This is a genomic window from Pseudoxanthomonas winnipegensis, from assembly GCF_030322905.1.
Classification (GTDB): Bacteria; Pseudomonadota; Gammaproteobacteria; order Xanthomonadales; family Xanthomonadaceae; genus Pseudoxanthomonas_A; species Pseudoxanthomonas_A winnipegensis.
The window spans coordinates 3,148,474-3,169,780 of record NZ_CP095475.1; the positions used below are offsets into that span (position 1 = coordinate 3,148,474).

Here is a 21,307-nt window from a genome sequence, read left to right on the forward strand (position 1 = left end):
AACACCCGGCTTGCCGATAGTAGGGCTCATGACGCCCGCAGATACCACGCCGCGCCCCTTCGTTCGCGCCCATCCCGTGCTGACCGCACTGGGAATCGTCGCAGTGCTGATCGTGCTGCTGATCATCTTCTGGGACTGGAACTGGTTCAAAGGGCCGGTCGAGCGCGCGGTGTCGGCCAAGACTGGGCGCGCCTTCCACATCGACGGCAACCTGGACGTGGATCTGGGCCGGATCAGCACCATCCGCGCCGACGGCCTGCGCCTTGCCAATGCGGACTGGGCGCTCGAGACCGCGCCGGAGATGGCGACCGTCCAGCACCTGGAGCTGGACCTGGACGTGCCGCAACTGCTGTTCCACCGTAACGTCTCGCTGCCCGCGATCCGCATCACCCAGCCCGTCGTCGAGCTGCAGAATCGCACCACCGCGCAGGGCGGCGGCAACTGGAACTTCAAGCGCGACGAGCCCTCGCAGGACGGCGGCATGGACGTGCGCTTCGGCGCGGTGATCGTCGATGCGCTGCGCCTGCACTACCTCGACCCGCCCAACAAGACCGACCTGCGTGTGCAGGCCAGCAGCGGCAAGCCGGACGCGCAGTACCGCGCGCCGCCGATCGACCTCACCGGCGCGGGCCGCTGGGGCGCCAACGCCTTTACGCTGAAAGGACGGATCCAGTCGCCGATTGACCTCACCCAGACCGAGCGCCCGTACCGCATCGACCTCAACGCCGCCGCCGGCGCCACCAAGGCACACGCACGCGGCACGTTGATCGATCCGCTGCATCTGGGCGGCTTCGACCTGCGCATGGCGCTGTCCGGCCAGGACCTGGCCGACCTGTATCCGCTGATCGGCGTGGCCCTGCCGGAAACGCCGCCCTACGCGATCGACGGCACCCTGACCCGCGCCGGCAATGTCTGGCATTACGACAAGTTCGCCGGCAAGGTCGGCGACAGCGATCTGGGCGGTTCGGCCGCGGTCACCGTCGGTGGACCGCGGCTGAAGCTGGACGCCGATCTGGTGTCCAAGCGCTTGGATTTCGACGACCTGGCCGGGTTCATCAATGCGCCCTCCAAGGGCGGACCGGCCGAGACGCGCAGCGCCAAGCAGGAAGCGCAGGCCGCCAAGCTCGCCGCCAGCCCGCGCGTGCTGCCGCAGGAGCGCTACAACCTGTCCAAGCTGCGTGCGATGGATGCGGACGTGCGCCTGAAGGCGACCCGCATCAATGCGCCCAAGCTGCCGATCGACGACATGGACGCGCACCTGCTGCTCGACGACGGATTGCTGCAGCTGCAGCCGCTGAACTTCGGCGTGGCCGGCGGCGACATCCGCTCCAACATCCGCATGGACGCGCGCCAGCCCGTGATCCGCACCCGCGCCCAGATCGCGGTGCGCACGCTCAACCTGGGCCAGCTGTTCCCGAGCGTCAAACTCACCCAGGACGCGATCGGACGCATCGGCGGCGGAATCGATATCGACACCACCGGCAACTCGATCGCCGAGATGGCGGCCAACGCCAACGGCCAGCTGGGCGTGGGCATGGGCAAGGGGCATTTGCCGCAGCTGCTGGTCGAACTGGCCGGCCTGGATGTGACCCAGTCGCTGGGCTATCTGTTCGACCGCAACAAGCAGGTGCCGATCCGCTGCGCGTTCGCCGATTTCGGCATCAAGGACGGCCTGATGCAGACCCGCGCGATGGCCTTCGACACCACCGACACCCTCGTGCTCGGCGAGGGCACGATCAATCTGAAGGATGAGTCGCTGGACCTGGTGCTGCGGCCGCGGCCGAAGGACCGCAGCATCCTGAGCTTCCGCACGCCGCTGGATATCGGCGGCACCTTCAAGGATCCCTCGTTCCGCCCCGACCTCAAGAAGCTGGGCCTGCGCGGCGCGGTGGCCCTGGCGCTGGGCAGCATCGCGCCCCCGGCCGCGCTGCTGGCGACCCTGGATCTGGGCGGCGGCGAAGACGCCAACTGCGGCGGCCAGTACGCCAAGTAAGCCTCCCCGTCATTCCTGCGAACGCGGGAATCCAGGGACTTTGGCGCTACTGCAGGAGTGCCGCCGCCCCTGCCCTTGCGCGACCGATCCCGCCAACCTCATTCAACGCACTGACGCTGAGCCACCGCTTCTGCTTCCGACGTGAACTTCTGCCGCGCCGGCCGCCACTGATCGATCAGATACAGCGGCCGCTGCTTGGATTCCTCATACAGCCGGCCCAGATACTCCCCGATCAGCCCCAGCGCGATCAGCTGCGTCCCGCCCAGGAACAGCACCACCGTCATCAAGCTAGGCCAGCCCGCCACCGGGTCGCCGTGCAGCATCGCGCGTGCCACGATGACCACGGCGAAGACGAATGCCATCGCCGCCACCAACAGCCCCAGATAGGTCGCCACCCGCAGCGGCGCGGTCGAGAAACTGGTGATGCCCTCGAGGGCGAAGTTCCACAGCTTCCACGCGCCGAACTTGCTGTGCCCGGCGATGCGCGCCTCACGGTGATAAGGCACGGCCAGCTGCGAGTAACCCACCCAGCCGAACAGGCCCTTCATGAAACGATGCCGCTCGCGCAGCTGCTTGAGCGCGCCCAGCGCGCGCGGCGAGAGCAGGCGGAAATCGCCGGTATCGGCCGGAATCGGCGTCTTGGACAGGCGTCCGATCACGCGATAGAAGCCATGCGCGGTCAGGCGCTTGAGCCAGCTTTCGCCGTCGCGCTCCACGCGCGTACCGAACACGTTGTCATGGCCCTCGCGCCAGGCGGCGACGAACTGCGGGATCAGCTCCGGCGGGTCCTGGCCGTCGGCATCGAGGATCAACACCGCGCTGTCCTCGGCGACCTGGTCCAGGCCGGCGGTCAGCGCCGCTTCCTTGCCGAAGTTGCGCGACAGGCGCAGCAGCTCGACCAGCGGGTCCTGCTCGGCCAGGCGCTGCATCACCGACCAAGTCGCATCGGTACTGCCATCGTCGATGTACAGCACGCGTCCGGTGACTCCGTCCAGCCGATCGAGCACCGCGCGCAGGCGCGGATGCAGACGCGGCAGGGCCTCCTGCTCGTTGCGCGCGGCGACCACCACAGTCAACAGGTCGAAGGCCATGGTCACTCCAGGGATTCAAGATAAGTGGTGCCGCCGATCTGGCGGACCTGACGCTGGATCCAGCCGGCGCGGCGGGCCACGTAAGGCCCCGGCCGCGCGGCGTCGTAGTTGCGCGGCGCCGGCAGCACCGCCGCCAGCTGCGCCGCCTGCTGGGCGCTGAGCCGCGAGGCATCGGTCCGCCAGAAGCTGCGCGCCGCCGCCTGCGCGCCGTACACGCCGTCGCCGAACTCGGCGATGTTGGCGTAGACCTCAAGGATCCGGCGCTTGGGCCAGAACAGCTCGATCAGCACCGTGTACCAGGCCTCGATGCCCTTGCGCACATAGCTGCGCCCGGACCACAGGAACAGGTTCTTGGCCACCTGCTGGCTGATCGTGCTGGCGCCGCGCACGCGGCCACCGCGCTCGTTGTGCGCGCGCGCCTTTTCGATGGCCTGCAGGTCGAAGCCGTCGTGGTCGGCGAAGCGCTGGTCCTCGGCGGCGACCATCGACAGCGGCAGCGCGGGCGCGATCCGCTCCAGGTCGCGCCATTCGTAGACCGGATGGAAGCGCCAGTCGCCCTCGCCCCAGGCCTCCAGCTGCCGTGCCACCATGAACGCGGAGAACGGCGGGGCGACGAAGCGCAGCACCATCACCTGCAGCGCCGAGGCGGCGGCGATCAGGAACGGCAGCGCCAGCAGCCAGCGCAACCAGCGACGGCGGCGGGAGACAGCAGGCTTGGCGTCGATGGCGGAAATCCTCGGCTAGCGGCGATGAAGCGCGATGATGTTACCTGTTCACCCCCCTCTTCCCGCAGGCCACGCGTGGCCGGGCGCTTGGAAAACGGCCGCCGCGACCGCATTGAGGGGACCCAGGGCGGCCTGTCTGCGTCGCCATTCCCACTTCTTCCTGGATTCACCTGTGACCGCATCCGCCGACACCACCGACCTGCGCACCCGCTTCCTGTTGCCGGAGGCCGGCGTGCGCGGCGTGGCCGTGCGCCTGCGCCAGACCTGGGCCGAACTGCTCGAACCGGCCGACTATCCGCCGCAGGCCCGCGACCTGCTCGGCAAGGCCATCGCCGCCGCCGCGCTGTTCACCGGTCACATCAAGATCGAGGGACGCCTGTCCGTCCAACTGCGCGCCAGTCGCGGCCTGCGCACCTTGTTCGCCGAGTGCACCGCCGCGGGCACAGTGCGCGGCATCGTCCAACTGGGCGAGGCGGGCGACGCGCCGGCCGATCTCACCGCCCTGGGCCAGGATGCCCTGCTCGCCATCACCATTGAGAATCCGGGCCTCGACCCGCGCCAGCCGCAGCGCTACCAGAGCCTGGTCGAGCTGGGCACGCCGACCCTGGACGCCGCGTTCGAAGGCTACTTCCGCAATTCCGAGCAGCTGCCGACGCGCCTGCTGCTGGCCGCCGACGGCGAACAGGTCGCCGGCCTGATGCTGCAGAAGCTGCCCGGCGACGAAGGCGACGCCGACGGCTGGAACCGCGCCGGCCTGCTGTTCGACACCCTCGGCCGCGAAGAACTGCTCGGGACCGCCTCCACCGCCCTGCTGCACCGGCTGTTCCATGAGGAATCGGTGTCGGTGCTGGACCAACGGCCCGTGCGCTTCGGCTGCTCCTGCTCGCGCGAGCGGGTGGAAAGCATGCTGGTTTCGCTGGGACGCGAGGAAGCGGAGGCCGCCGCCGAGACCGGGCAGGCCGAGGTCCGCTGCGAATTCTGCGGGCGCACCTACCAGTTCACGCCGGCGCAGATCGAGGCGCTGTTCGAGCCCACGCCGATGGTGGCGAGCAGCTCGGAACGGCTGCAGTGAACCGGGCGGCAGCGCACGATTTCACGCCATCTTGGCTTGTTAAATAAACATAAATCAGTTAGCTTGAGGATGTCGGGAGGGGAACTTCATCCCGCTCTGCTGGTCCAAGCCGAACCATGCGCCTGCGTACTTCTCGAACGCTGCTTTCCCTGATGCTCGCCGTGTCCACGGCCGGGACGGGTGCGCTCGCACAGACGCGCGCCAATTCCACCACGATGCTGCCGGTATGGAACAGCAACGGCCAGGTCGAAGGCGCCCTGATCCTGGAGCCGACCGACGAAGCCGCCGCCGGCGCCCGCTGGCGCATGGGCCGCAACACGCTCAGCGCCGCCTTCGGTCTGGATGCTGGCGAATCGCTCGGCCTGCTGTGCAACAACCGCAATGGCATCGGCAGCAGCATCAGCAGCCTGATCACCTACTGCAATGTCGCCCGTCTGGACGACGACGGCCAGAACAACGGCCAGCACCTCAGCGCTACCACCAGCCTCAGCCGACCCGGCGGCAAGGTGGGCCTGAGCCTGGGCAGCGGTCACGACACCCTGCCCGCCTGGATGACCGGCAACGGCGTGTCGCCGGGCCGCTTCGAGCAGAACGACCTGGCCGTGTTCGGCCAGAAGAACCTCGGCCGCGAAGGCTTCGTCACCATTGGCGGCACCGTGGCGCACGCCAAGCTGGTGCCCGCCTCCGAGCTGACCAGCATTCCCGACCAGTGGACCAGCCGGAGTCTCAGCCTCGGCGGCGGCTACGGCGCCTTCAGCGGCAGCATCATCGGCCGCGTCGTCGACGCCCCCGGTCAGCCGGGCAAGTGGGAAGGTCTGGGTGTCGGCGTGACCTGGCGTACCCCGTGGAGCGGCCAGCTCACCGTCGGCGCCGAGAACATCGTCACCAGCGGTAAGAACCCCTTCGCTCCCAACTCGCCCATCGGCGACGACGGCACCGTGCCTTACGTGCGTTACGAGCAGGATCTGTAAGGGCGCAAAGTAAAGCCAGCACGAAAGACAGCATCTGAAAATGGCGCCGCTTTGGCGCCATTTTGCTGTCTTGAGCAGGGCCAGCGCGGGATCAGCGCAAGGCTTGCAGCAAAACGTCGATCGCCCCGGCAGGCGGGGGCCATCGACGCGTGCGAGCCCTTACTCCAGCCGCAGCTCGGCGTCGCCGGAGAAGGTCTCCAGGGTGATCTCGCCTTCGCCGTTGCCGTAGCGGTTGTCGAAGGAGCGGCCCGGGCCGTATTCGGGTTTCTCGATCCTGGCACCGGTGGCCTTGAGGCTGCCGCTGAAGGTCTCGCCGCTGACGTGGGCGGACAAATCCTTCGGTGCCACCAGCAGCACGCTGCCGCTGACGCTGGACAGTGAAAGCTTGCCGTTGCGGGCCAGGGCGGTGGACACGCGCGTGCTGCCGCTGACGCTGTTGGTGGACAGCTCGCGCAGGCGCTCTTCCTTGACCGCGACCTGGATGCTGCCCGACACCGTTTCGACCTCGACTTCGCCGCTGAGCCGGCCACGCAGATCGACCGCGCCGCTGACGGTCTGCAGATCGACCTGGCTGCTGTTGACCGTGGCGGTGACCGAGCCGCTGACCGTGTTGATCGAAACCTCGCGCGGGGCGGCGGCCACCCGTACCTCGCCGCTGACGCTGTTGATCGACAGCTCGTCGGAGGCCACGCCGGACACGTCGATATCGGCCGACACCGAGTGCAGCTCCAGCGAGGCCCGCACCGGCACGGTCAGTTGCAGGTCGGTCGGGCCGGAGGACTTGCCGCCCCAGCCGCCGTCCTTCGGATAGCGCACCTTGATGTCGAGCGAGCCGCCGCCGTCGGCATCGACGTCGAGCTTCTCCACGCCATCGCCGAGCGTGCCGCGCAGTTGGACTTCGTTGCGATCCCAGGTGCGCACCTGGATGCGGCCCTTGAGATTGTCCACTTCGACCTTGCCGCGCGCGTCCAGCGGCAGGGTCTGGTTGATCGGGGTGCCGGCCTGGGCGGCGGCGCTGCCCAGGAGCAGGGCGAGGAAGACGAGGTGTCGCATGATCGGGGCCTCTAGCTCAGGGCCGCGCGGCGGGTCAGCGCCAGGCGGCGGTCATAGGTGTAACGCAGGGTCTGCAGCAGCTGGGCCGAGCGCGGGTTGTGGTCGATCGCTTCCAGCACCTGGCTGGCGCTGCGATCGAGATCCTCCAGCGCCGGCTGCAGCGCCACCGGCATCGGCGCGCCCTGCATCCGCTCCAGCGCGATCTGGTAATCGCGCGTCATGCGCACGGCCTCGGCACGCAGCGGGGCGTGGCTGGGTGCCCGCGGTGGCGTCTGCGCCAGCGACGGTGTCGGCGCCGAGGACGCGGGATGCAGACCGGACTGCAGGCGCCAGCCGATCACCGCCACCAGCGCCAGCGCGGCGGCCAGGGCGAAGGGCTGCCAGCGCCGCGTGCGCTGTCTGCGCGGCGCGGCGTGCGTTGACGGCTCGGCGCTGCGCGGTTCCAGCCGTGCGGCGATATCGGGCCAGAGGTCGCGTTCGGGGGCCGCGTCCTGGCGCAGGGTGCGCAGGGCGAAGCGGAGATCGTCGTCGTGTCGTTCGTTCATTGGTGTGCCTCCAGACGGACCCGCAGCAACTGCCTGGCGCGGTGCAGCTGCGCCTTGGAACTGCCGACGGCCATGCCCAGTGATGCGGAGATTTCCTCGTGTTTCCAGCCTTCCACGTCGTGCAGGACCAGCACGGCGCGGGCGCGTGGCGGCAAGGTGCCGATCGCGCGCTCCAGGTCCATGCGCAGGGCCGGTCCCTGCTCGCGCGGGTCGAGCATCGCCACGTCGTCGCCGTCGACCTCCTCTTCCCAGCGTGGACCGGCGCGCCGGCTGCGCAGTTCCATCAACGCGGTATTGACCGCCATGCGGTGCAGCCAAGTGGACAGCGCGCTTTCGAAGCGGAACTCGGGCAGCGCACGCCACACCCGCACGAAGGTCTCCTGGGTCAGGTCCTCGGCGCGGGCGCCGTGGCCGCCGACCAGACGCACGATCACGCCGTGCACCTTGCCCACGTGTCGTCGGTAGAGCTGCTCGAAGGCGCGGGTATCGCCGGCGGCGGCGGCGCGCGCCTGTTCGACGTCCACTTCGGTGGCGTCGGTGGCGAGCGGGTCGGTGGCGAAGGTCACGGCCGAGGTCAGCATGCCAGTTCGGATGCGCGCTGCGGCGGGAAGGTTTAAGGCCGTCGCGAAACTAATTGGGAATCAGCGCGGCGATCATGTGGTTAACGTAATCCTCGAACTCCTCGTGCTGCATGCGCGGCTGGTGCAGCTGCAGGGACAGCTGCAGGAAGCCGACGTAGGCCGCATAGGCCAGGCGCGCGCGGTGCTGGGCGTCGGTGCGGCTCATGCCGGCCTGGCGGAACGAGGCGATCAGGTAGTCCAGACGGCGCTGGGACACGCGCTGGATGACCGGCGCGACCGCCGGATGGTCCAGCGCCTTGAGCAGCTCACTATAAATAATGTGCGACTTGGCCTCGTGCGCGACCAGCAGGAACAGCTGGCGGAGGCGCTCGCGCGGGTCGGGCACGGCCTCCAGGCTGCCGAACACGCTCTCCTGCTCGACCATCTCCCAGCGCTCCAGCGCGGCCTGCAGCAAGGTGTCGCGCGAGGGGAAATGCCAATAAAAGCTGCCCTTGGTCACACCCAGGCGCCGCGCCAGCGGTTCGACGGCGACCGCGGCCACGCCCTGCTCGGCGACCATGTCCAGCGCAGCCTGGGCCCAGTCGTCGGCGCTCAAACGGGCCGAGCGCGAGGCGGGAACGGGGCGTGGCGAAGGCGCTGGCGTGTTCATCGCGGCATTTAACCATACGCATGAGCATGCAGCGGTACGTTTGCTGCAATGCATCATTTTCTTTTGTTGAATCAAACGCTTGTATGGATTGACGGCGCTCGAAACACACGCCCATACTTGTGCGTATGGTTGACACCCGCTCTCCGCTCGACGCCCCTGGATCGGCCGCCACGCGCGCGGTCGACCTCGTCGGCGCCTGCGGCATCCACTTGGCCGGCACGGCCTACCTGCCCCCGTCGGGCGCGCCGGCGGACCAGGCATCCGTGCTCTATACCCATGGCTTCGGTCAGACCCGCGGCGCCTGGCAGCGCACCGGCCTGCGCCTGGCCGCGCAGGGCCATGCGGGCCTGGCCTACGACGCGCGCGGCCACGGCGATTCGCAGCGTAATCAGCAGGATGTGGCCTACGACGGCGCGCAGTTCGTCGACGACCTGATCATCGTCGCCGGCGAACAGGCCGAGCCGCCGGTGCTGGTCGGCGCCTCGATGGGTGGCCTGTTCGGGCTGCTGGCCGAAAGCCGCTGGCCCGGGCTGTTCTCGGCCGTGGTGCTGGTGGACGTCACCCCGCACTGGGACGAGGCCGGGCTGGCGCGCGTGCTGCAGTTCGTCACCGCGTTCCCCGACGGCTTCGACTCGCTCGAGCATGCCGCCGATGTGGTGGCCGGCTATCTGCCGCACCGGCGCGCCCGCAAGACGGCCGACGAACTGGCCGCGCTGCTGCACGCAGGTGAGGACGGCCGCTGGCACTGGCACTGGGATCGGCGCCTGGTCGACGACCTGGTGCGCGACAGCGCCCGCCATCAGGACGACATCGCCGCGGCGGCGCGCAGCGTGCGCTGCCCGGTGCTGCTGATCAGCGGCGGCCGCAGCGAGCTGGTCTCCGAAGACAACGTGCGCACCTTCCAGGCGCTGGTGCCGCACGCGCAGCACGTCCAGGTTCCCAATGTCGGCCACATGCTGGCCGGCGACGACAACGATGCATTCACCGCGGTGGTGCTCGACTACCTGGGCACGCTGGCGCGCGCCCGGCACCCCCGCTCCTTCAATACCGCTTTCGATTCCGCTTCCGGAGCACGCTCATGAGCATCCTGGTCCCGTTCCTCGCCGTCCTGCTGGCCGGCGCGATCGCCGCCTATCACCGCATGCGCCTGGCCACGTGGGCCGCGATCAGCGCCTGCGCCCTGGTCGCGTGCTGGCTGCTCGGCGCCAGCGCCACCGCGTGCATCGTGGCCGCGGTCATCGTCGCGGCGATCACCCTGCCGCTGCTGCTGCCGGCCTCGCGCAAGGCGCTGGTCAGCGCGCCGATGATGAAGTTCTTCCGCAAGGTGCTGCCGCCGCTGTCGCAGACCGAGCGCATCGCGCTGGAGACCGGTTCGGTGGGCTTCGAGGGTGAGCTGTTCACCGGCGACCCGGACTGGAACAAGCTGCTCAACTATCCCAAGCCGCAGCTCACCGCCGAGGAGCAGGCCTTCCTGGATGGCCCGGTCGAGGAGCTGTGCCGGATGGTCAACGACTGGGAGATCACCCACGTCCACGCCGACCTGCCGCCCGAGCTGTGGGACTTCATCAAGAAGAACAAGTTCTTCGGCATGATCATTCCCAAGCAGTACGGCGGCCTGGGGTTCTCGGCGCTGGCCCACCACAAGGTGATCCAGAAGCTGGCCTCCATCTCCAGCGTGGTCAGCTCCACGGTCGGCGTGCCCAACTCGCTGGGCCCGGGCGAGTTGCTCAACCACTACGGCACCCAGGAGCAGAAGGACTATTACCTGCCGCGTCTGGCCGTGGGCGACGAAGTGCCGTGCTTCGGCCTGACCGGGCCGTTCGCCGGCTCCGATGCGACCTCCATCCCCGACTACGGCATCGTCTGCAAGGGCGAATGGAACGGCGCCAACGTGCTGGGCCTGAAGCTCACCTTCGACAAGCGCTACATCACCCTGGCGCCGGTGGCCACGCTGATCGGCCTGGCCTTCCGCATGTACGACCCCGATGGTCTGCTGGGCGACACCAAGGACATCGGCATCACCCTGGCGCTGCTGCCGCGCGACACCGAGGGCGTGGAGATCGGCCGTCGCCACTTCCCGCTCAACTCGCCGTTCCAGAATGGCCCGATCCACGGCAGGGAAGTCTTCATCCCGCTCAGCCAGCTGATCGGCGGTGCCGACATGGCCGGCAAGGGCTGGAACATGCTCAACGAGTGCCTGGCCGTGGGCCGCTCGATCACCCTGCCCTCCACCGCCAGCGGCGGCGCCAAGGCCGGTGCGGTGGTCACCGGCGCCTACGCCCGCATCCGCAAGCAGTTCGGCCTGTCGGTCGGCCGCTTCGAGGGCGTGGAAGAAGCACTGGCCCGCATCGGCGGCAAGGCCTACATCATCAGCGCGCTGTCGCAGGCCACGGCCGCGGCGGTGGACCGCGGCGACGTGCCGTCGGTGCCGTCGGCCATCGCCAAGTACCACTGCACCAGCATGAGCCGCGAGTGCATCGCCGACATGATGGATGTGATCGGCGGCAAGGGCATCATCCTGGGCCCGCGCAACTTCGCCGGCCGCAGCTGGCAGGCCTCGCCGGTGGCCATCACCGTGGAAGGCGCCAACATCATGACCCGCAGCCTGCTGATCTTCGGCCAGGGCGCGATCCTGTGCCATCCGTGGGTGATGAAGGAGATGAAGGCCGCGCAGGATCCGGACCGCGCCGCGGGCCTGGACGCGTTCGATCGCAGCCTGTTCGGCCATATCGGCTTCGGCATCTCCAACGCGGTGCGTTCGTTCTGGTTCGGCCTGACCGCCTCGCGCATCGGCGCCGCCCCGGGCGACGCCTACACCAAGCGCTTCTTCCGCAAGCTGGACCGCTACTCGGCCAACCTGGCGCTGATGGCCGACATCTCGATGATGACGCTGGGCGGCAAGCTGAAGTTCAAGGAGTCGCTGTCCGGCCGCCTGGGCGATGTGCTCAGCCACATCTACATGACCAGCGCTATGCTCAAGCGCTATCACGACGAAGGCGCGCCGCAGGCCGAGCAGCCGCTGCTGGCCTGGGCCTTCCACAACAGCGTGCACGAGATCGAACTGGCGCTGTCTGCGGCGCTGCGCAACTTCCCGATCCGCCCCGTGGGCTGGCTGATGTGGGCGCTGATCTTCCCCTGGGGCCGCCGCGCCGAGGCGCCCGGCGACCGCCTGGGTCATCGCGTGGCCGCGCTGCTGATGACGCCCAATGCCGCGCGCGATCAGCTGGCCCGCGGTGTGTTCCTGACCCCGTGCGAGAACAACCCGGGCGGCCGCATCGCCAGCTATCTGGCCAAGGCCGTGGCCGCCGAGCCGGTCGAGCGCAAGTTCATCAAGGCGCTCAAGACCAAGGGCATCGAGGCGCTGGACTTCCCGGCGCAGCTGGACGAGGCCGTGCGCGAGGGCCTGATCACCGCCGAGGAGCGCGTGCAGCTGGAAGAGCTGCGTGCGATCACGATGGACACCATCAGCGTGGACGACTTCGACACCGAGGAACTGCGCTCGGCCGGCTACCGCCAGCAGGTGCGACAGGCCGACGCCCGCGAAGCCGCCTGAGTTCCCCGCGCTTTTTTCGTTGCCCACGACGGCGGACCTCGGTCCGCCGTCGTCTTGTCCGGAGTCGCCTCACATGGCCGCACCTCTCCTGGCGTTGTATCGCCGCCTGCAGCGCTGGCCCGCAGGCGGCTGGCTGTTCTCGCGTGCGGTGTGCTTCAAGGCGCCCTACTTCGGCAGCATCGCCCCGCGCATCACCCTGCTGGAAGTCGGACGCTGCGAGGCGCGCATCGCCGACCGCCGCCGCGTGCACAACCACATCGGCACGGTGCACGCCATCGCCCTGTGCAACCTGGCCGAGCTCACCGCCGGCCTGATGACCGACGCCAGCATCCCCGCCTCGATGCGCTGGATTCCCCAGGGCATGTCGGTGCGCTATCTGAAGAAGGCGGTCGGCCCGCAGCAGGCGGTGGCCACGCCGGCCGCGCCGATACGCGAGGCGACAGAGGGTTATGCGCTGCCGGTGGACGTGGCCGTGCGCGACGCCGCTGGCGACACCGTGTTCACCGCGCAGGTGGACATGTGGGTCTCGCCGAAGCCGGCGCGCGCGCCGCGCTCATAGGCCGGCGAACAGACAGACCAGCGCCAGCGCCGCCGGTGCGGCCTGGATCCACAGGATGCGCCGGCTCACCGTCGCCGCCCCGAAGGCACCGGCCACCACCACGCAGGCCAGAAAGAACGCCACCACGCGCACGTCGCGCAGCAGCAGCCCGCCCCACAGCAGGCCGGCGGCGAGGAAGCCGTTGTAGAGCCCCTGGTTGGCCGCCAGCATGCGCGTGGTCTGCGCCTTCTCCGGCGACATGCGGAAGGTCTTGAGCCCGAGCGGGCGCGTCCACAGCGCCATCTCCAGCACCAGGAACCACAGGTGCAGCAATGCGACCAGGACGGTCAGGACGAGGGCGATGGCAGGCATGGTTCCATCCGGTCGGTGAGCAGGCGCGCAGTGTGCCGCGTGCGCGGCCGGTAAGCACGCGTCCGGCTCAGCGCGGTGCGGCCGACTCGTCGATCCGCTCCACGCGCTTCCACAGGCGCCAGCCGATGCCGGCCGCGGCGAAGGCGGCCAGCGCACTGACCGCGGCGAAGCCGCCGATGGTCATCCCGACCGACTTCAGCCCGTTCATGCCAGTAGCGATGGCCACGTCGCCGAAGCGCCACACCGCGGTGTCCACCGCGTTCTGGCCCTTGTAGCGCACGTTGCGCGGCACGCGGGTGTAAAGGCTGTGGCGCGCCGGCTCGGCCATGCCGTAGGCCAGTCCGCGGCTTACCACCAGCGCCAGCACCGTGGGTGCGACCGGGCCGATCAGCACCGGCAGCACGAACAGCGGCGCATGCGGATTGGACGAGCACACCACCAGCAGCAGCACCGCGATGCTGATCACCGACCACAGCAGGATCAGCGTGCCCGGTCCGCGCCGGGGCAGCAGCCAGCGGGTGATGGTCAGCTGCACGATCACCGTGAGCAGGTTGCCGGCCAGGTCCACGTCGGCGTGGAAGCGCGTGCGCGCCACCGCATCGGCGAAGGTCGCGCCGGAGTAGTCGACCAACAGGGCGTAGTTGACCGTGCCGATGCCGTCGGCCAGCAGCAGCAGGATCGCCATGCCGCGCATGAAGGGGTCGGCGAAGATCTGCTTCAGGCCATCCCACATGCTGCCGCCGAGCGCGGCCTCGTGCCCGTCCTCATGCCGGCGCGCGCCGTGCGCGCTGGCCCAGCGGCCCAGCAGCACCACGCACACGGTCGACACGCCCAGCAGCGCGGCCGACACCAGCAGCAGCGGCGCCACGCCGAGCAGCTGCACCAGCGAGCGCGTCAGCATCGGGCCGGCCAGCGCGCCCAGCGTGCCGGCCACCGCGATGATGGGAAACAGGCGCCGGGACTGCGCCAGGCTCCAGATGTCGGACATGAAGATCCAGAACACCGACACCACGAACAGGTTGAACACGCTCACCCAGACGAAGAACACCATGCCCAGCGCGCGCGGGCTGAGCAGGCCGACCGAGGTGAAGGCCGGGATGAAGGCCAGCTGGCAGACGATGAAGAACAGATACACCAGCGGCACCAGCCGCCGCCTGGGCCAGCGCGAGGCGAGCCCGGCGAACACCGGCGTCAGCAGCAGGGTGGCGATGAAGGTCGCCAGATAGAACCAGGGCAGCTGGGTCGAACCCACGGCCGCGGACAGCTGCTCGCGGACCGGGCGCACCACGTAGTAGGCGGCCAGCACACAGAAGAAGCACACGAAGGACAGCGCGAGCGCCCGACCCTCTCCCCCTTCGATCCGGTGGGGCTTGTGCGTGACCACGGGCGGCGACTCCGGCGCGTTCGATTGCCGCGCACGGTAGCCGATGCACTGCAACATCGCCAGCGCGCAGGCGCGGATCGCTAGGCGGCCCGCGGCGCCTCGCTGCGCGTGGCCAGCCAGACGCCGATCGCCGCGCAGGCGAATCCCGCGCCCTTGAGCCAGGTCAGGTGCTCGCCCAGGGTGAGGTGGCCGAACACCGCGGTCACCGGCGGCATCAGGAAGAACAGCGCGGCGACGCGGGTCGCCGCGCCGCGCCGGATCAGCAGGAACAGCAGGGCGAAGCCGCCGATCGAATTGACCAGCACCAGCCACGCCAGGGCGCCGTGGAAGGCCGCGCTGTCGTCGAAGCGGAACCCCTCCAACAGCGCGAACGGCAGGAGCACCAGCGTGGCGGCCGCATTCTGCACGGTCAGGCCCAGGCGCATGTCCAGGTGCGCGGCGTGACGCTTCTGGTAGAGCGTGCCGGCCGTGATGCCGACCAGGCCCAGCGCCAGCATCGCCCAGGCCTTCAGCGGCGTGGCGCCATCGACGCGGTCGGCCACCACCAGCGCCACGCCGAGCAGGCCCAGGGCCATGCCGAACCAGCGCCAGGCGCCCAGCCGTTCGCTGCCGTCCAGGGTGGCCACCAGCGCCACCAGCAGCGGCATGGCGCCGATCACCAGGGCCGACACGCCGGCGTTGGCGCCCCACTGGAAGGCCACGTAGACCGCGCCGAAGTGCAGGGCCAGCATCAGCACGCCGGTGGCCGCGCTGTGCAGCAGGTCCACGCGCCGGCAGCGCCCCACCCGCCCGATCAGGGCCAGCGCGCCGAACACGAGCGCGGCGATGCCGAAGCGCAGCGTCAGCGAGGTCAGCGGCGCGGCGTGGGCGACGGCGACTTTGCCGGCGATGTAGCCGGTGCACCACACCAGCACGAACCCGATCCCCAGTAGCGCATCGCGGCCGGAACTTGGCGAGTTATCGGGGGCTGGCGCGGCCATGTCCGGGCATGATCGCCCGCACCTTGCAACGCCGTCATTACCGCTTTGGTCGCGTTGCAAGACGCTGAACAGGGCGCACGGAGGGCGCGGCGCGCTGTTCAAAAAGATCAATGGGATGAAAGAGATGGCCGGCCAATCTCCGGCCGTTTGTGCATTTCTCGACATGAGCGTTATGATCCAAAACACGCCAGATCACGCGGGCATCTCGCACATGAAAAACCTCAGGGGGCGCCATCGTGCGCGATCGCTGACGATGACCTTGTTGGCCGCGCTGCTGCCGCTGGCCGTGTCCTCCACTGCACAGACGCCGACCCTGCCCGCACAGCTGGCGACGGTCACCATGAGCGGCGCCGCCGAAGGCGCGACACAAGCCGCCGCCTGGCGCGCCGCGCCGGCGCCCTACGAATCTCCCACCAAGCCCTTGCCGTATCGCACCGCGCTGTCGCCCAGCGATGTGCGTCCGGTCGCGCCGGGCTTCGACGTCGCCGCGTTCGAGGCGCTGGCCAAGGACCTGACCGTGGGCCAGCGCGTCCCGGGGCTGGCCATGGCCGTGGTCCAGGACGGCCGCATCATCAGCGCCAAGGGGTATGGCGTGACCGATGTGCGCAACCCGCGTCCGATCGATGCGCATACCGTCTTCCGTCTAGCCTCGCTGTCCAAGGCCTTCGCCGGCACGATGGCCGGGCTGCTGGTCAACGATGGCGTGATCCGCTGGGACAGCAAGGTCGCCGACTATGTGCCCAGCTTCCGTCTGATCGATCCGGTCGCCACGCGTGAGGTCACCGTGGCCGACGTGCTCAGCCACCGCACCGGGCTTCGCTGGCACAACGCCTTCGACAACGACATCGAAGGCAACGCGGACTACTACACCGTCTCGCAGAAGCTCGCCACCGCGCCGCTGGGCTGCCGCCCGGGGCAGTGCTACGAGTATCAGAACGTCGCCTTCAGCCTGATCGGCGATGTGGTCTTCGCCGCGACCGGCAGCTTCTACGATCAGGCCGTGGACCGGCGGATCTTCAAGCCATTGGGCATGAACGACGCCAGCATCGGCCTGGCCGGCATCGAGAACAGCCCGAGCTGGGCCAAGCCGCACGTGCGTGCGCGCAGTGGCTGGGCTTCGATCAATCCCAAGCCGACCTACTACCGTCTGGCGCCGGCCGCCGGCGTCAATGCCAGCGCCAGCGACATGGCGCAGTGGCTGCTGGCGCAGCTGGGCCATCGTCCGGACGTGCTGCCGGCGCCGCTGCTGGCCACGCTGCATGCGCCGCTGATCAGCACGCCGGGCGAGATGCGCGCCGGCTGGCGCGGTGCGCGCGTGGAGTCGGCCAGCTATGCGCTGGCCTGGCGCGTGCTGGATTACTCGGGCCAGCAGGTCGTGTTCCATGCCGGTGCGGTGGAGGGCTACCGCGGCCTGGTCGCGCTGGTGCCGGGGCGCGACTTCGGTGTGGCGATCCTGTGGAACAGCAACAGTCCGCTGCCGTCCGGCCTGCTGCCGACGGTGCTGGACACCGCGCTGGGTCTGTCGCCGCAGCGCTGGCTGGACACCGACATGGCCAAGCAGCTGCTGCTGGCGCAGACCAACGGTCATCCGCTGCCGCAGGCCATGCACGCCGCCTCCGACGACAACGTCAGCGACGACGACGAGGCCGGCGCGGCTTCGAGCAAGGCCGTGGCTGCGCCGCACTGATCCGCCAACCGGCGAACATCAGCCAAGAACGACGCCGGCCTTTGCCCGGCGTTTTCGTTGGGAAGTACCCCCGGCCTCGGATGCGTGGTTGCCGCAGTTCGCGCTGGACGGGTCCCGGGCTGCTGCCCGTGCGGCGTGCGCCTTCGCAGTGCCGCTCACTGCGGCAGCGTCTGTTCGAACGGGTGCCCGGCCGACTGGCGCAAGTAGTCCCTGGAATCAAGACAAGAGGGTCTCTCGGTCGAGGGATCGCGGCGCGTGCGTTTCGGCTTCGCAGGGGCAGCGGTCCGTCGGACGGCGATAAAACAGTCCTTGCGAAAATCCCCTGGGAGCCGCCCTTCTGGCCTTTTGGGCCAATGGCGGCGATGGGGCTTTACCGGCGATGCCTCATCGCGCTTCACGCATTCCTGGTAGTGCCTCATCGCCACCATTGCGGCTCCCCCTGTAGAGCGGAGCTTGCTCCGCTGGAGCCTTCCCTGCGAACCGAACGAAGAGCAGCGGAGCAAGCTCCGCTCTACAAGGAGGCCGCGACTGAGCTGAGAGGCAGTGGTTCCTACGGGATGCGGCGAGCTCATTCCCTTTCCATCCGAGCGTGAGTCAAGAAGGATGACCAACGAGTAGGTGCGCTCGGCTGGGCGAGGCCGGTCGGCGAATGGATGGGCCAAGACCGCATGCAGGTCGTGAGGCGCTTGACGCCCCACGCTCGGCGAGGAACAAAAAAGCCCGGCAACTGCCGGGCTTGATTGCGAACCGGGCCATGCCGAAACGGCGCGACCCGGCGCTTCGCTCAGTCCGTGCCCGGCGCCGGCACCGAAGGGCTCGGCGCAGCCGGCTGCGCTGCCGGAGCGGTGGCCGGTGTCGGCGGCAGCTCCAGCGCGGGATTGCCCTGCTGTTGCTGCAGCTGTTCGATGCGGCGGGTCAGCGCTTCCAGTTCGGTGTTGGTGGCGCGCAGGTCGCTGCTCAGGCTCACGGCCTGCTGCTTGTTCTGCTGCAGGGCGTTGCTGACCTGCAGGGCCTGCTGGCGCTGCTGCTCGACTTCGGCCTGGAGTCCCTGCAGGCGCTTCTGGTTCAGTTCGACCATGCGCTCGGTGTAGCGCTTGCCGGCCTCCAGGCGCACGGTGTCGATATAGACCTGGGAGAGCTGGTTGGTCTGGTCGACGAAGGTCTTGTAGACCTGCTCGGCCTGCTCGACCGAACTGGTGCGGATCACGCGCCAGAACTGCTTGTCGCGGAACAGGGTGACGTAATAGTTGAGCGAGTCGGCATGGAACAGCAGGCTGGCGCCGTAGTTGCCGTTGTAGGTGGTACGCAGCTCGGTCAGCGAGCCGGCGTCCATCAGGTGGCGCAGCTCCTCGGCGGTGTTGCCGATGCTGGGCTCGGCCACTTCGGCGGTCTGCTCGGGCGGCGGGGCCTGCTTGGTCCGCGTGGCGGCAGGCAGCGGCGCACAGGCCGTGGAGATCAGCACGATGGCCGCGCCGAACCAGATCCTTGACATGCTCCCCCGATGAATCATCCGTCTTGCCCCGACTTCTCTGGCGTGATCGCCCCCCTGCGTTGCGCAGGGCATACGGTCGGGATGTTAGCACGCGGCTTTCGCGGGCCGCAGGGCGCGGGCGCCACTTTGTTCCTGCGCCTGGCAGGCCGATGCCGTGGTCGGCGATGCGCGGGCCGGGCCGGGTGTCGCGTGCGGCGCCGGGGTGGCGCCCTAAAAAAACACTTCCTTCCCCGCTGGGCAACCGGGGAAGGAAGCTGCAGTCAGAACGACAGCGCGCGGCGATGTCGCCGCGATACTTCTCGTTAGATCAGCGGCGCCGGGGTTGCCGGCAGAGCGACCGGAGCGGCCTTCTTCTTGGTCGCCTTCTTGGCCGGCGACTTCTTGGCAGCCTTCTTGGCCGGAGCCTTCTTGGCAGCCTTCTTCGCCGGAGCCTTCTTGGCGGCCTTCTTGGCGACCTTCTTCGCCGGGGCCTTCTTGGCGGCCTTCTTCGCGACCTTCTTGGCAGCCTTCTTCACGACCTTCTTCGCCGGGGCCTTCTTAGCGACCTTCTTGGCGGCCTTCTTGGCGACCTTCTTTACAGCCTTCTTGGCGGCCGCTTTCTTGGCGACCTTCTTGACGGCCTTTTTGGCCGGCTTCTTCGCAGCTTTCTTCGTTGCCATGTGATGGCTCCTCGTCAGTGATTACTTTGGATGAAACATCCGTTGCTAAGCCCAGTACTCAAAACGCCGCGGGAGTCGGACCCGCATGCAGCCGCCGACGCGCCATGCGCGCTGGGGCGGATCTGTTGCGACGCCGGCCGGGGCCGACGTCGTGCACCCGTCAAAGCAAAGACACCTGCGGCGACTGCGGCGCAGGTGTCGATGCGGATCGGGGTTCGAATTTCTTCAGGGGAAGCGAAGCCTTCGACCATCCTGCCGGGGGTACGGGCGGGCGACCTTGCCGTTGTGGGTTTCGTCGCGATGACCGACTCGCTTGATTTGCATAGCGCCTGTGCGCGTTGGGGCGAAACCTAATCACGGTTTTTTCTAGTGTCAATGGTTTTTCAGAAAAATTTCTCATGTGTTTTGAAGCGCGTCATCGCCTTGCCGCGCCGGCCTGCCGAGCCGATGGCGTTCGAGCCGATGGCGCGGCGACGCGCGCGCGACAAGGCATGTCGAGCAGAGTGCTTTTTTTATGCAGTTTGCTGCGTGCGTCGCGCGTGACGCGGTTGCCGACGCATGCGCTTGGACGCGCGTGCCGAGGGTGGTGTCGAAGGTGTCGCGCAGTTGAATCGCACCTGATTCCGAAGGCGCTCGCGGCATGCGTTTTCGCGTCGCACAAGCTGCCTCGCGCGCCAACTGCGCAAACTTTTTCCAAGCGCGCGGCGTCGCGCGCATCCCGATCGCCTGCCATGTCGATGCAGGCGAGCGTCTCAACGACACGAACATCACGCCGCGATGGCGCCGGAACGGACCCATAAAAAAAACGCCGCGTCCAGGACGCGGCGTTGGTCTTGCGTGCGACGCCGGCACCGGGCCGGCGTGCATGGATCACTCTTCGTCTTCTTCCAGCTGCTCGGCGTAGTCGTCCGGGCCGAGCAGGTCGTTGAGCTCGTCGGCGTCGCTGATCTCGACCACGAACAGCCAGCCTTCGCCGTAGGCGTCCTCGTTGATGGTCTCCGGCTTGTCGGCCAGCGCCTCGTTGACCTCGACGACCGTACCCGACACCGGGCTGTAGACGTCCGAGGCGGCCTTGACCGACTCGACCACCGCGCAGGCGTTGCCGGCGGTGACCGCATCGCCCACGTTGGGCAGCTCGACGTAGACCAGGTCGCCCAGCAGCCCCTGGGCGTGGTCGGAAATGCCGACGGTGACGCGGCCGTTGCCTTCGACACGCGCCCACTCGTGGGACTTGAGGAATTTCAGATCACCAGGGATCTCGCTCATGAGGATGCTCCGGCCGGTTGGGCGCGATGGTTGGGAATGGCGCAAGTCTAACGAAAGGCCGCCGCGACTTGTCACCCGGCGCGGTACGGCGCGCGGCCGCTGCGCAGGGCAGCGTCGAGCAGGTCGATCCGGTCCTGGCCCCAGAACGGCTCGCCGTCGCGCACGTAACCCGGCAGGCCAGGGAGGCCGGCATCGATCGCGGCGCGGGTGTTGTCCTGGTGGGTCGCATGGGTCTGGGGCGCGTCGGCCAGCGCGAGCACCGCCTCGGCATCGAAGCCGTGCGCGGACAGCAGCGTCGCCAGCGTCGCGCGATCGGCCAGGTCCTGCTCGTTGGCCCACAGCGCGGCGAACGCGTCGGCCATGTAGGCCTGCGGATCGTGGCCCTGCGCGATCAGCACGATCACCGTGCGATCGGCCAGGGCGATATCGCAGGGGTAGAACTTCGGCCGCAGGTTCAACGGCAGGCCGCGCTGCTCGCGCACGCGCTGCAGTTCGATCAGCCGGTAGGCCTGGCGCACCGGCGGACGCTGCGCCAGCGGCAGGGCGCCGACCTCGCCGAACAGATCGAAGATCCGCACCGGCCGCGTGCGCACGACCGCGCCGTGGCGCGCGGCCATGTCCAGGAACGCCCGGTGTCCGAGGTAGGACCAGGGCGAAAGCAGGGTGACGAAGTAGTCCAGTTGCTCGGCCATGGTC

21 protein-coding genes are annotated in these 21,307 nt (G+C 68.8%); 7 read left to right on the forward strand and 14 right to left on the reverse strand.

What is annotated here, in order from left to right; all coding sequences use genetic code 11:
- Positions 1-28 precede the first annotated feature (28 nt).
- On the forward strand, positions 29-1,993 hold the full coding sequence (locus MWN52_RS13915) for an AsmA family protein (RefSeq protein WP_286575094.1): 1,965 nt from the start codon (positions 29-31) through the stop codon (positions 1,991-1,993).
- A 98-nt stretch (positions 1,994-2,091) separates the two neighbouring features.
- Here the strand turns inward: MWN52_RS13915 and MWN52_RS13920 are convergent, their stop codons facing one another.
- Both MWN52_RS13920 and mtgA read right to left on the reverse strand, forming a co-directional pair.
- The gene (locus MWN52_RS13920) at positions 2,092-3,084 is read right to left on the reverse strand and encodes a glycosyltransferase family 2 protein (protein ID WP_286575095.1); all 993 of its coding nucleotides are present in this window, start codon (positions 3,082-3,084) and stop codon (positions 2,092-2,094) included.
- Positions 3,085-3,086: 2 nt separating this feature from the next.
- Entirely contained in the window at positions 3,087-3,818 is a 732-nt protein-coding gene (gene mtgA, locus MWN52_RS13925) for a monofunctional biosynthetic peptidoglycan transglycosylase (RefSeq protein WP_286577748.1), read from the reverse strand.
- A gap of 163 nt (positions 3,819-3,981) precedes the next feature.
- Between mtgA and hslO the strand changes: the two genes are divergently transcribed.
- Together hslO and MWN52_RS13935 are read left to right on the forward strand one after the other, a co-directional pair.
- Positions 3,982-4,881 (forward strand): Hsp33 family molecular chaperone HslO, encoded by a 900-nt coding sequence (gene hslO, locus MWN52_RS13930; RefSeq protein WP_286575096.1) that lies wholly within the window; start codon positions 3,982-3,984, stop codon positions 4,879-4,881.
- Between the two features lie 116 nt (positions 4,882-4,997).
- Positions 4,998-5,852, forward strand: a complete 855-nt coding sequence (locus MWN52_RS13935; protein WP_425478221.1) for an XOO1806 family protein — start codon at positions 4,998-5,000, stop codon at positions 5,850-5,852.
- A gap of 159 nt (positions 5,853-6,011) precedes the next feature.
- Here the strand turns inward: MWN52_RS13935 and MWN52_RS13940 are convergent, their stop codons facing one another.
- The 4 genes from MWN52_RS13940 to MWN52_RS13955 are packed head-to-tail and all read right to left on the reverse strand — an operon-like array spanning position 6,012 to position 8,680.
- Complete coding sequence (locus MWN52_RS13940) at positions 6,012-6,905, reverse strand: DUF4097 family beta strand repeat-containing protein (RefSeq protein ID WP_130535251.1); 894 nt, start codon at positions 6,903-6,905, stop codon at positions 6,012-6,014.
- A gap of 11 nt (positions 6,906-6,916) precedes the next feature.
- Positions 6,917-7,450 (reverse strand): hypothetical protein, encoded by a 534-nt coding sequence (locus MWN52_RS13945; RefSeq protein ID WP_286575098.1) that lies wholly within the window; start codon positions 7,448-7,450, stop codon positions 6,917-6,919.
- The gene (locus MWN52_RS13950; protein WP_130524902.1) at positions 7,447-8,031 is read right to left on the reverse strand and encodes an RNA polymerase sigma factor; all 585 of its coding nucleotides are present in this window, start codon (positions 8,029-8,031) and stop codon (positions 7,447-7,449) included. Before MWN52_RS13950 ends, MWN52_RS13945 begins: the two co-directional genes overlap by 4 nt.
- Positions 8,032-8,080: 49 nt before the next feature.
- Positions 8,081-8,680, reverse strand: coding sequence for a TetR/AcrR family transcriptional regulator (locus tag MWN52_RS13955; protein WP_130517351.1), 600 nt, complete (start codon positions 8,678-8,680; stop codon positions 8,081-8,083).
- A gap of 125 nt (positions 8,681-8,805) precedes the next feature.
- On the opposite strand from MWN52_RS13955, the gene MWN52_RS13960 reads away from it, so the two are divergent.
- From MWN52_RS13960 to MWN52_RS13970, 3 genes are all read left to right on the forward strand, one after another.
- Positions 8,806-9,762 (forward strand): alpha/beta fold hydrolase, encoded by a 957-nt coding sequence (locus MWN52_RS13960; protein ID WP_286575100.1) that lies wholly within the window; start codon positions 8,806-8,808, stop codon positions 9,760-9,762.
- On the forward strand, positions 9,759-12,233 hold the full coding sequence (locus tag MWN52_RS13965) for an acyl-CoA dehydrogenase (protein WP_286575102.1): 2,475 nt from the start codon (positions 9,759-9,761) through the stop codon (positions 12,231-12,233). Before MWN52_RS13960 ends, MWN52_RS13965 begins: the two co-directional genes overlap by 4 nt.
- Positions 12,234-12,306: 73 nt before the next feature.
- Complete coding sequence (locus tag MWN52_RS13970; protein ID WP_286575103.1) at positions 12,307-12,792, forward strand: hotdog fold domain-containing protein; 486 nt, start codon at positions 12,307-12,309, stop codon at positions 12,790-12,792.
- Here the strand turns inward: MWN52_RS13970 and MWN52_RS13975 are convergent.
- The 3 genes from MWN52_RS13975 to MWN52_RS13985 all read right to left on the reverse strand — a co-directional run bounded on the left by MWN52_RS13975 (position 12,787) and on the right by MWN52_RS13985 (position 15,507).
- Positions 12,787-13,143, reverse strand: a complete 357-nt coding sequence (locus tag MWN52_RS13975; protein WP_286575104.1) for a DUF1304 domain-containing protein — start codon at positions 13,141-13,143, stop codon at positions 12,787-12,789. The genes MWN52_RS13970 and MWN52_RS13975 overlap by 6 nt on opposite strands.
- A 67-nt stretch (positions 13,144-13,210) precedes the next feature.
- Positions 13,211-14,527 (reverse strand): NTP/NDP exchange transporter, encoded by a 1,317-nt coding sequence (locus MWN52_RS13980; protein WP_286575106.1) that lies wholly within the window; start codon positions 14,525-14,527, stop codon positions 13,211-13,213.
- A gap of 80 nt (positions 14,528-14,607) precedes the next feature.
- Positions 14,608-15,507, reverse strand: a complete 900-nt coding sequence (locus tag MWN52_RS13985) for a DMT family transporter (RefSeq protein ID WP_286575107.1) — start codon at positions 15,505-15,507, stop codon at positions 14,608-14,610.
- 211 nt (positions 15,508-15,718) lie between these two features.
- Between MWN52_RS13985 and MWN52_RS13990 the strand changes: the two genes are divergently transcribed.
- Positions 15,719-17,194, forward strand: a complete 1,476-nt coding sequence (locus MWN52_RS13990) for a serine hydrolase domain-containing protein (protein WP_130517337.1) — start codon at positions 15,719-15,721, stop codon at positions 17,192-17,194.
- A 784-nt stretch (positions 17,195-17,978) separates the two neighbouring features.
- On the opposite strand, the gene MWN52_RS13995 is transcribed toward MWN52_RS13990, so the two are convergent.
- The 5 genes from MWN52_RS13995 to MWN52_RS14015 form a co-directional block, all read right to left on the reverse strand.
- Positions 17,979-18,686 (reverse strand): DUF2968 domain-containing protein, encoded by a 708-nt coding sequence (locus MWN52_RS13995; RefSeq protein ID WP_235871647.1) that lies wholly within the window; start codon positions 18,684-18,686, stop codon positions 17,979-17,981.
- Between the two features lie 302 nt (positions 18,687-18,988).
- Complete coding sequence (locus tag MWN52_RS14000) at positions 18,989-19,345, reverse strand: histidine biosynthesis protein HisIE (RefSeq protein ID WP_130517333.1); 357 nt, start codon at positions 19,343-19,345, stop codon at positions 18,989-18,991.
- Between the two features lie 396 nt (positions 19,346-19,741).
- Positions 19,742-20,212 carry a hypothetical protein gene (locus MWN52_RS14005; RefSeq protein ID WP_286575109.1) on the reverse strand — a complete coding sequence of 157 codons (471 nt, stop codon included), beginning with the start codon at positions 20,210-20,212 and terminating at the stop codon, positions 19,742-19,744.
- Between the two features lie 3 nt (positions 20,213-20,215).
- Entirely contained in the window at positions 20,216-20,611 is a 396-nt protein-coding gene (gcvH, locus tag MWN52_RS14010; RefSeq protein WP_130517329.1) for a glycine cleavage system protein GcvH, read from the reverse strand.
- A 71-nt stretch (positions 20,612-20,682) separates the two neighbouring features.
- The gene (locus MWN52_RS14015) at positions 20,683-21,303 is read right to left on the reverse strand and encodes a 2-hydroxychromene-2-carboxylate isomerase (RefSeq protein ID WP_286575110.1); all 621 of its coding nucleotides are present in this window, start codon (positions 21,301-21,303) and stop codon (positions 20,683-20,685) included.
- Positions 21,304-21,307 lie beyond the last annotated feature (4 nt).

What these genes read in the sequence shown, in the direction of transcription:
- MWN52_RS13915 (WP_286575094.1), top strand. Translation starts at nt 29, where the DNA reads ATGACGCCCGCAGATACCACGCCGCGCCCCTTCGTTCGCGCCCATCCC.
- MWN52_RS13920 (WP_286575095.1), bottom strand. Translation starts at nt 3,084, where the DNA reads ATGGCCTTCGACCTGTTGACTGTGGTGGTCGCCGCGCGCAACGAGCAG.
- MWN52_RS13935 (WP_425478221.1), top strand. Translation starts at nt 4,998, where the DNA reads ATGCGCCTGCGTACTTCTCGAACGCTGCTTTCCCTGATGCTCGCCGTG.
- MWN52_RS13940 (WP_130535251.1), bottom strand. Translation starts at nt 6,905, where the DNA reads ATGCGACACCTCGTCTTCCTCGCCCTGCTCCTGGGCAGCGCCGCCGCC.
- MWN52_RS13945 (WP_286575098.1), bottom strand. Translation starts at nt 7,450, where the DNA reads ATGAACGAACGACACGACGACGATCTCCGCTTCGCCCTGCGCACCCTG.
- MWN52_RS13950 (WP_130524902.1), bottom strand. Translation starts at nt 8,031, where the DNA reads ATGCTGACCTCGGCCGTGACCTTCGCCACCGACCCGCTCGCCACCGAC.
- MWN52_RS13955 (WP_130517351.1), bottom strand. Translation starts at nt 8,680, where the DNA reads ATGAACACGCCAGCGCCTTCGCCACGCCCCGTTCCCGCCTCGCGCTCG.
- MWN52_RS13960 (WP_286575100.1), top strand. Translation starts at nt 8,806, where the DNA reads ATGGTTGACACCCGCTCTCCGCTCGACGCCCCTGGATCGGCCGCCACG.
- MWN52_RS13965 (WP_286575102.1), top strand. Translation starts at nt 9,759, where the DNA reads ATGAGCATCCTGGTCCCGTTCCTCGCCGTCCTGCTGGCCGGCGCGATC.
- MWN52_RS13970 (WP_286575103.1), top strand. Translation starts at nt 12,307, where the DNA reads ATGGCCGCACCTCTCCTGGCGTTGTATCGCCGCCTGCAGCGCTGGCCC.
- MWN52_RS13975 (WP_286575104.1), bottom strand. Translation starts at nt 13,143, where the DNA reads ATGCCTGCCATCGCCCTCGTCCTGACCGTCCTGGTCGCATTGCTGCAC.
- MWN52_RS13985 (WP_286575107.1), bottom strand. Translation starts at nt 15,507, where the DNA reads ATGGCCGCGCCAGCCCCCGATAACTCGCCAAGTTCCGGCCGCGATGCG.
- MWN52_RS13990 (WP_130517337.1), top strand. Translation starts at nt 15,719, where the DNA reads ATGAAAAACCTCAGGGGGCGCCATCGTGCGCGATCGCTGACGATGACC.
- MWN52_RS13995 (WP_235871647.1), bottom strand. Translation starts at nt 18,686, where the DNA reads ATGTCAAGGATCTGGTTCGGCGCGGCCATCGTGCTGATCTCCACGGCC.
- MWN52_RS14000 (WP_130517333.1), bottom strand. Translation starts at nt 19,345, where the DNA reads ATGGCAACGAAGAAAGCTGCGAAGAAGCCGGCCAAAAAGGCCGTCAAG.
- MWN52_RS14005 (WP_286575109.1), bottom strand. Translation starts at nt 20,212, where the DNA reads ATGCACGCCGGCCCGGTGCCGGCGTCGCACGCAAGACCAACGCCGCGT.
- gcvH (WP_130517329.1), bottom strand. Translation starts at nt 20,611, where the DNA reads ATGAGCGAGATCCCTGGTGATCTGAAATTCCTCAAGTCCCACGAGTGG.
- MWN52_RS14015 (WP_286575110.1), bottom strand. Translation starts at nt 21,303, where the DNA reads ATGGCCGAGCAACTGGACTACTTCGTCACCCTGCTTTCGCCCTGGTCC.